This is a genomic window from Klebsiella sp. 28, from assembly GCF_018223905.1.
GTDB classification, from domain to species: Bacteria; Pseudomonadota; Gammaproteobacteria; order Enterobacterales; family Enterobacteriaceae; genus Klebsiella; species Klebsiella pneumoniae.
This window is the reverse complement of the sequence record NZ_JAGRQY010000166.1, coordinates 1-6,648: the sequence shown is the minus strand read 5'-3', so window position 1 is coordinate 6,648 and position 6,648 is coordinate 1. Positions and strand designations below refer to the sequence as shown.

Below are 6,648 nucleotides of genomic sequence, written 5' to 3'. Positions count from 1 at the left end.
GTACAGGTGATGCGCGACGGGTTGGTCTCGTCGGCCATCACTTCCGGACTACAGGATTTCACCTGCGACACAGCCGCCACGTCGAACTGCACGCCGCCGATATCAAAGTTCTTCACCCCGGCGCCCTGGCCGTCGTGGTTCATCCAGAAGTAGTCGTTGATCCCCTGTTGCGGACGCTGGTGGAAGTCGCGGCCGGCCCAGATATAGGCGTTGGGGTTGGATTCCAGCACGTTGGTGACGCCGACGTAGGCCTTCTTCAGGTTAACTTCGTCGCTCCAGTGGTCGAACATCACGTTAAGATCCCAGATAGCCCCCTGCGCGCTTTTGAAGGCCTTGCTGATCTGGAATTCGCCGCCGTTGCTTTCATTGCCCAGACGGCCGATCGCCGAGGCGCCGTTATAGGAGCCGTCGACGCCGACATATTTCTGGTCGCCGGTCTGGAAGTGGGCGCCATAGCGGGCGTAGCCGCTGAACTTGAGGCCGAACGGAATGGCCATATCCGGCGAGGCGGCGGTGGTTTCCGGGTTAGTAATCACGTCGACCTTTTTGTTGGCCGCGGCGTCGATTTTTGCCTGGCGGTCGGCCAGCGCTTTATCAACGGCTTTGGCGACGATGGAGTCGATCTGTTCCTGCGTAAATTCTTGCGCCATGACAGAAATTGGGCACAGCGCGGCGACCACCGCCATGGCTAAAGGCAGTTTTTTTACAGTATTCATGGTTATCTCGCTTTAATAATTAATATATTTCAGATAATAACCATCCCATTCTGGCTAGAATAAATAGCCAAAATAAGCTGATTTGTTTTTTAGGGTACAGCGACGCCGGAGAATAATATTCTCGCTAACGTTATTCCATATTAATTAACGCTGGTACAGATGGATTAATTCTTCTGAGAACTCGCGGGCCAGCAGCGAATTCATCAAATGATCCTGGGCATGTACCATAATCAGCGTCATGGGCTGACGCGCTTCACCGGCATCCTGCCCGATGAGCTGGGTTTGCATCTGATGCGCCCGGCGGGCGTAGCCGTCGGCCTCGTTTAAGAGTAAGCGCGCTTCGTCGATATTTCCGGTTCGGGCCGCATGCAGCGCTTCAAAACATAATGAGCGTGACTGTCCCGCATTAACGATAATTTCCATTACCGCATCTTCTAATTCAATCATGTGTATTCCTGAGGTATTTATTATTTAATAATGCAGTGAAAGTCCATTTTCTGCATTATTACGCTGTCATCTTATTATCTCTCCGGAAGGAGAGGGATTAGCTAACGGTTTCTGCTACCGGAACGCTATTTTTGGCTTTCTCAACTTCGGTTTTCATTAAGGAACGTTCATAAGCGCGCAGGAACGGCAGGTAAATGACCGCCGACATCACCATGCAGATGAGACACATCACCACCGGGCTCAGGGTCCAGTTAGCCGCCCACGACGCGCCAATTGGGGCCGGCGTAGTCCACGGCGTCAGCGACACCACCTGGCTCAGCCAGCCAAGACGCGTCGCGCCGTAAGCCAGCACCGCGTTGACCATCGGTACGCAGACGAAGGGGATAAACATCATCGGGTTCATGATGATCGGCGCCCCGAACAGAATCGGCTCGTTGATATTAAAGAAGCTCGGCACGATGCCCATCTTGCCGATGGTGCGCAGATGGGTGGCCCGGCTACGCAGCAGCAGGAAGGCCAGCGGCAGGGTAGAACCGACGCCGCCAATCAGCAGATAGTGATCCCAGAAGCCCTGCAGGTAGACGTGCGGCAGTACCGTGCCAGCCGCCAGCGCCGCCTGGTTTGCCGACAGGTTGGCCATCCAGAACGGGTTCATAATGCCGGTAACAATCAGCGAGCCGTGGATACCGGCGAACCAGAAAATCTGGCACATCAGAACAGAGAGCAAAATCGCCGGCAGCGAGTCGGAGGCGGAAACCAGCGGCTCCAGCAGATGCATGATCGCCTGCGGCAGGATCATCCCGGTCTGCGCTTCGATAAACAGATTCAGCGGATGCAGAGTCGCAATAACCACCAGCACCGGGATCAGGATTTCAAACGAACGGGCGACGCCGGTGGGGACCTCTTTCGGCAGACGAATCGTAATGTTGTTTTGCTTCAGCCACGCGTAAACGCGGGTGGAGTAGATGGCGGTGATCAGCGCGGTGAAAATGCCCTGACCGGACAGATACTGAGTGGAAATTTTGCCATCGGCATAGGGTGCGGCGACCAGCAGGAAAGCCATAAACGCCAGCAGACCGGACATCACCGGATCGAGCTGAAACTGACGACCGAGGCTGGCGCCAATGCCGACCGAGATAAAGAAGGTCATCACGCCCATGCTGAGGTTAAACGGCAGCATCAGCTGTTCGCGGTAGTGCTGGGAGAAATCAAGCCAGCCGCGGGCAAAGCCGTTGGTGGTATCGGGTGAAAACGGCGGAAAGATAAATACCAGCATGAAAGAGCCGATGATCATAAACGGCAAGGCGGCAGTGAAGCCATCGCGGATAGCGATAACGTATTTCTGCTGCCCAAGGCGTCCTGCCAGCGGAGTAATAGATTGCTCGATCACGGCAATCATGGACTGATACAGAGAACTCATTTCAACACCTCTCAGTGCGCCGCTGGGATCAGCGACAGAGCATAATTCAGGACGTTGTCTCCCCGCTGCATACCGTAGTCCATCGTATCGATGGGCTGAACGGGAATGTTCAGGGAAGCCGCTTTGTCAGACAGGGTTTTCAACATGTATTTCACCTGGGGGCCAAGCAACACCACCTGATACTGCGGAAACTGCATGTCAAATTCGGAAACGCCATAGGCGTCAATCTGCACCGGCAGGTCACGTTCATTCGCCGCCTCAACCATCTTTCTGACCAGCAGACTGGTGGACATCCCGGCAGAGCAGCACAGCATAATCTTGTACATCGACGACCATCCTCAAAATGTAAAAAGTTATTGCGTGGGTGATTTGATATCAGACGGAAACCGGTTTCCATTTATAAAAAGCAGAACTGTGATAGTGGTCAAGATCTCCTGCTTATAGGGCGGATTTATTGGATTTCGCTCACATTATTCTGTCGATTTGGCGATGTTTTGCGCTGAAATGGAAAATCGGTTTCCAAACAAATGGCGAAATGGATATACTGCGCTGGTCATAATTGAAGCGATTCAGGTTTACAGGATTTTGGCGGGACGCGGCGCCCGCGCAGGGGAAAATGATGTCGACAATCAATGATGTTTCACGACTTGCCGGGGTTTCCAAAGCCACGGTGTCGCGAGTGTTGAGCGGCTCACGTGGCGTGAAGGAAGCCAGTCGTCAGGCGGTGCTGCAGGCGGCGGAAGCGCTCAATTACCGGCCAAACATGATAGCCCAGTCGTTGCTCAGCCAGTCCACCGGCTGCATCGGCGTCATCTGCGCCCAGGACAACATCAACCAAACCACCAGCTATCTCTACGCCCTGGAAAAACAGCTCAGCCAGCACCAGAAACACCTGCTGCTGCGCTTCGCCAACACCAGCCACGGCGTGATGAACTCTCTGGAGGAGTTGACCTGCGGGCTGTGCGATAACGTGCTGATCATCGGCGCGCGTTTTCCTCTGAATATTAACCGCCCGGACGTGGTGCTGGTGGACTGCCTCGATAGCGAAGGCGACAACAGTATTCAGTTCGATCATGCTTTCGCCGCCGAAACCGCCTGTCACTATCTGATTAGCCAGGGGAGACGGCAGATTGCGCTGATTCATCCGCAGAGCAGCGGCTTTGCCGACCAGGTGCTGCTGGGCTACAAGCACGCGCTGGAAAAAAACTTTTTGCCGTTTAATCGCAACCTGGTGTTTCTGGATAACACCTCGCCGTCGGTGGCGGTGCAGGAGCTGGTCAATAACGCCACTACGCTGAACTTTAACGCGCTGCTGGTGAGCGATGAACAGCAGGCGCAGCGCGTGGTGCCGCAGCTGCAGGCGTTTAACCGCGCCGTTCCGCAAAATGTCATGGTGTTTAGCCTCGCCGGATCGTTACAGCTGCCCGGTATCCCGACTATCCCGGCGATTGAATATTCCATGGACGCGATGGCGTCGCGGATCGTCAACTGGCTGACCGAGAAAACGGACAACCCGGGCGGCAGCCCGCTGCGCGGCGATTTAATTATTCCGAAGCACTAAACGCTGCTCTTGCCCTGACCCGCCGCCGTTGGCTGCGGGTTTTTTGCTGGCTGGTTTTTGTCGTATCCCTCACATTATAAATAAAACTCATATCTGACGCCGGATTTTCGAACCGGACAGCCTGCGTGACCTGCCTTAAGTTGAGTACGAAAGTTCCACTCAAAAAACACTAACCAGAACATTCGTACCGCCTGCTTGAGGAAGTCACCCTATGAATCACACGAACGTTGTCGATGTGAAAGCGTGGATAGATACCCGCCCGGTCTCGCGCTTTCAATGGAACGTGCTGCTGCTCTGTTTCATCATCATTATGCTGGATGGGTATGACGCCGCGGTGATGGGCTTTGTCGCCCCGGCGCTCATCGAGGACTGGGGCATCAGCCGGGCCGAAATGGGGCCGATTCTTGGGGCGGCCATGTTCGGCGTCGCCATTGGCGCCCTGGTAGCGGGTCCGCTTTCTGACCGCTACGGCCGAAAGCGAATTTTACTCTGGTCGGTGGCGCTGTTTGCGCTGTTCAGCCTGGCCGGCGCCGTGGCGCAAAGCCCGACGCAGCTGGCGCTGATGCGTTTTCTCACCGGCCTTGGCCTTGGCGCCGTAATGCCCAACTGCGTCACGCTGGTGGCGGAATATATGCCGGAGCGGCGTAAAGGGGTGATGATCACCCTGATGTACAGCGGTTTTAACGTGGGTTCCGGCCTCGGCGGCTTTATCGCCGCCGGTTTGTTATCGCATTACAGCTGGCACTCGGCGCTGGTTTTTGGCGGCGTGCTGCCGCTCGTGGTGCTCCCCTTTATGATCGTGATGTTGCCGGAGTCGGCGATGAACATGGTGGCGCGCCGACTACCGGGCGAGCAGATTGCCAGGGCGCTTAACCGGCTTGGGGGCCAGTTTACGGCTGAAACCGTTTTCCAGCTGAATGCGCCGCCCATCACGCGGAGCAGCAAAGTGGCGCAGCTGTTCCGGCATGGCTATGCCCGCGGCACGATAGCGCTGTGGTTAACCTATTTTATGGGGCTGTTCGTGATTTACCTGCTGAACGGCTGGCTGCCAACCATTCTCCGCTCCGGCGGGCTGTCGCTGCAGCAGGCGGCGATGATGACCGGCTTGTTCCAGCTCGGCGGCCCGCTGGGCGGGATCCTTGTCGGTATGCTGATGGATCGCGCTTCGGCGAAAGCCGTGATTGCGGCAACCTATTTCCTCGGCTGTCTGTGCCTGTTGTCCCAGGGGGTAATGGATTTCGGTTCGGCGGCGCTGTCGGTGCTGATTTTTATCAGCGGGATGTGCATTAACGGCGCGCAGAACGGTCTGCAGGCCTATTCGCCCGCCTATTATCAAACCGAGATCCGCGCTACCGGAGTCAGCTGGATGCATGGTATCGGCCGTACCGGGGCTATCCTCAGCTCCACGCTGGGCGGGATGCTGATGCTGGCCGTGCCGGGACACTCGTCGATCTTTTTGGTGCTTGCGCTGCCGGCCTGCCTGGCGGGGATCTGTATTTTGTTGCACCGTATGAATCACGCTAAGCCTCGACTCACAGAGGCAGAACTTGACGCTTTGTCATCCCCCCTCGAACACCGATAAGTGGAGTTATCTGATGGCTAACATTCTCGGCGGTATCGCCGTCTCTCATACCCCGACTATCGGCTTCGCGGTCGATCATCATAAACAGCAGGACCCGGCGTGGGCGCCGATCTTCCAGAGCTTCGAACCGCTGCAGCGCTGGCTGGAGGAGAAAAAACCGGATGCGCTGGTATACATCTTTAATGACCATGTGACCGCCTTTTTCTTCGATCACTATTCGACTTTTACGCTGGGAATCGATAGTCAATATGACGTTGCCGATGAGGGCGGCGGACCGCGCTGCCTGCCGCCGGTCCAGGGCAACGCGGCGCTCTCAAGGCACATTGGCGCCAGCCTGATGGCCGACGAGTTTGATATGTCGTTCTTTATGGATAAAAAGCTCGACCACGGCCTTTTCTCGCCGCTTTCGGCGCTGTTGCCCTGGGATGAAGCGCAGGGGTGGCCGACGGCGGTGATCCCGTTACAGATCGGCGTGCTGCAATTTCCGGTACCAAGCGCGCGCCGTTGTTACAAACTCGGCCAGGCGCTGCGCCGGGCGATTGAAAGCTTCCCGGAAGATATCAATGTGGCGATTGTCGCGACCGGCGGGCTCTCGCATCAGGTTCATGGCGAGCGCTGCGGATTTAATAATCCCGACTGGGATGCCCAGTTTGTTGATATGCTGGTTAATGACCCGGAAAAGCTTACCGAAATGACCCTTGGCGAATATGCCGAGCTGGGGGGGATGGAGGGGTCCGAAGTGATCATGTGGCTGGTGATGCGCGGCGCGCTATCAGCCAATGTCACCGAAACCTGGCGCGACTATTACCTGCCGTCGATGACCGGTATCGCCACGCTGATCCTTGAGAACAATGCGCGCCTGCCCCCCGTCGATACCCTGACGCGCCATCGCCAGCATATGGCGCGTCAGGGTATCGACGGG

Annotated in this window: 7 protein-coding genes; 3 read left to right on the top strand and 4 right to left on the bottom strand. The window is 56.3% G+C overall.

What is annotated here, in order from left to right:
• From KHQ28_RS23735 to KHQ28_RS23720, 4 genes are all read right to left on the bottom strand, one after another.
• Positions 1 to 716 (bottom strand): carbohydrate porin (locus KHQ28_RS23735; RefSeq protein WP_151475163.1); only part of this gene is annotated, 716 nt, incomplete at its 3' end.
• A 144-nt stretch (positions 717 to 860) separates the two neighbouring features.
• Positions 861 to 1,163 carry a PTS lactose/cellobiose transporter subunit IIA gene (locus tag KHQ28_RS23730; RefSeq protein ID WP_002923158.1) on the bottom strand — a complete coding sequence of 101 codons (303 nt, stop codon included), beginning with the start codon at positions 1,161 to 1,163 and terminating at the stop codon, positions 861 to 863.
• A gap of 97 nt (positions 1,164 to 1,260) precedes the next feature.
• Positions 1,261 to 2,583, bottom strand: coding sequence for a PTS cellobiose transporter subunit IIC (locus KHQ28_RS23725; protein ID WP_002923156.1), 1,323 nt, complete (start codon positions 2,581 to 2,583; stop codon positions 1,261 to 1,263).
• Positions 2,584 to 2,594: 11 nt separating this feature from the next.
• Positions 2,595 to 2,909: a PTS sugar transporter subunit IIB gene (locus KHQ28_RS23720; RefSeq protein ID WP_004145041.1), complete on the bottom strand. Its 315-nt coding sequence runs from the start codon at positions 2,907 to 2,909 to the stop codon at positions 2,595 to 2,597.
• 293 nt (positions 2,910 to 3,202) lie between these two features.
• Here KHQ28_RS23720 and KHQ28_RS23715 point away from each other — a divergent pair, with 293 nt between their 5' ends.
• From KHQ28_RS23715 to KHQ28_RS23705, 3 genes are all read left to right on the top strand, one after another.
• Positions 3,203 to 4,144: a LacI family DNA-binding transcriptional regulator gene (locus tag KHQ28_RS23715; RefSeq protein ID WP_002923154.1), complete on the top strand. Its 942-nt coding sequence runs from the start codon at positions 3,203 to 3,205 to the stop codon at positions 4,142 to 4,144.
• 211 nt (positions 4,145 to 4,355) lie between these two features.
• Positions 4,356 to 5,726 (top strand): aromatic acid/H+ symport family MFS transporter, encoded by a 1,371-nt coding sequence (locus KHQ28_RS23710; protein ID WP_002923153.1) that lies wholly within the window; start codon positions 4,356 to 4,358, stop codon positions 5,724 to 5,726.
• Positions 5,727 to 5,739: 13 nt separating this feature from the next.
• A partial coding sequence (locus KHQ28_RS23705; protein WP_211777700.1) for a gallate dioxygenase occupies positions 5,740 to 6,648 on the top strand: 909 nt, incomplete at its 3' end.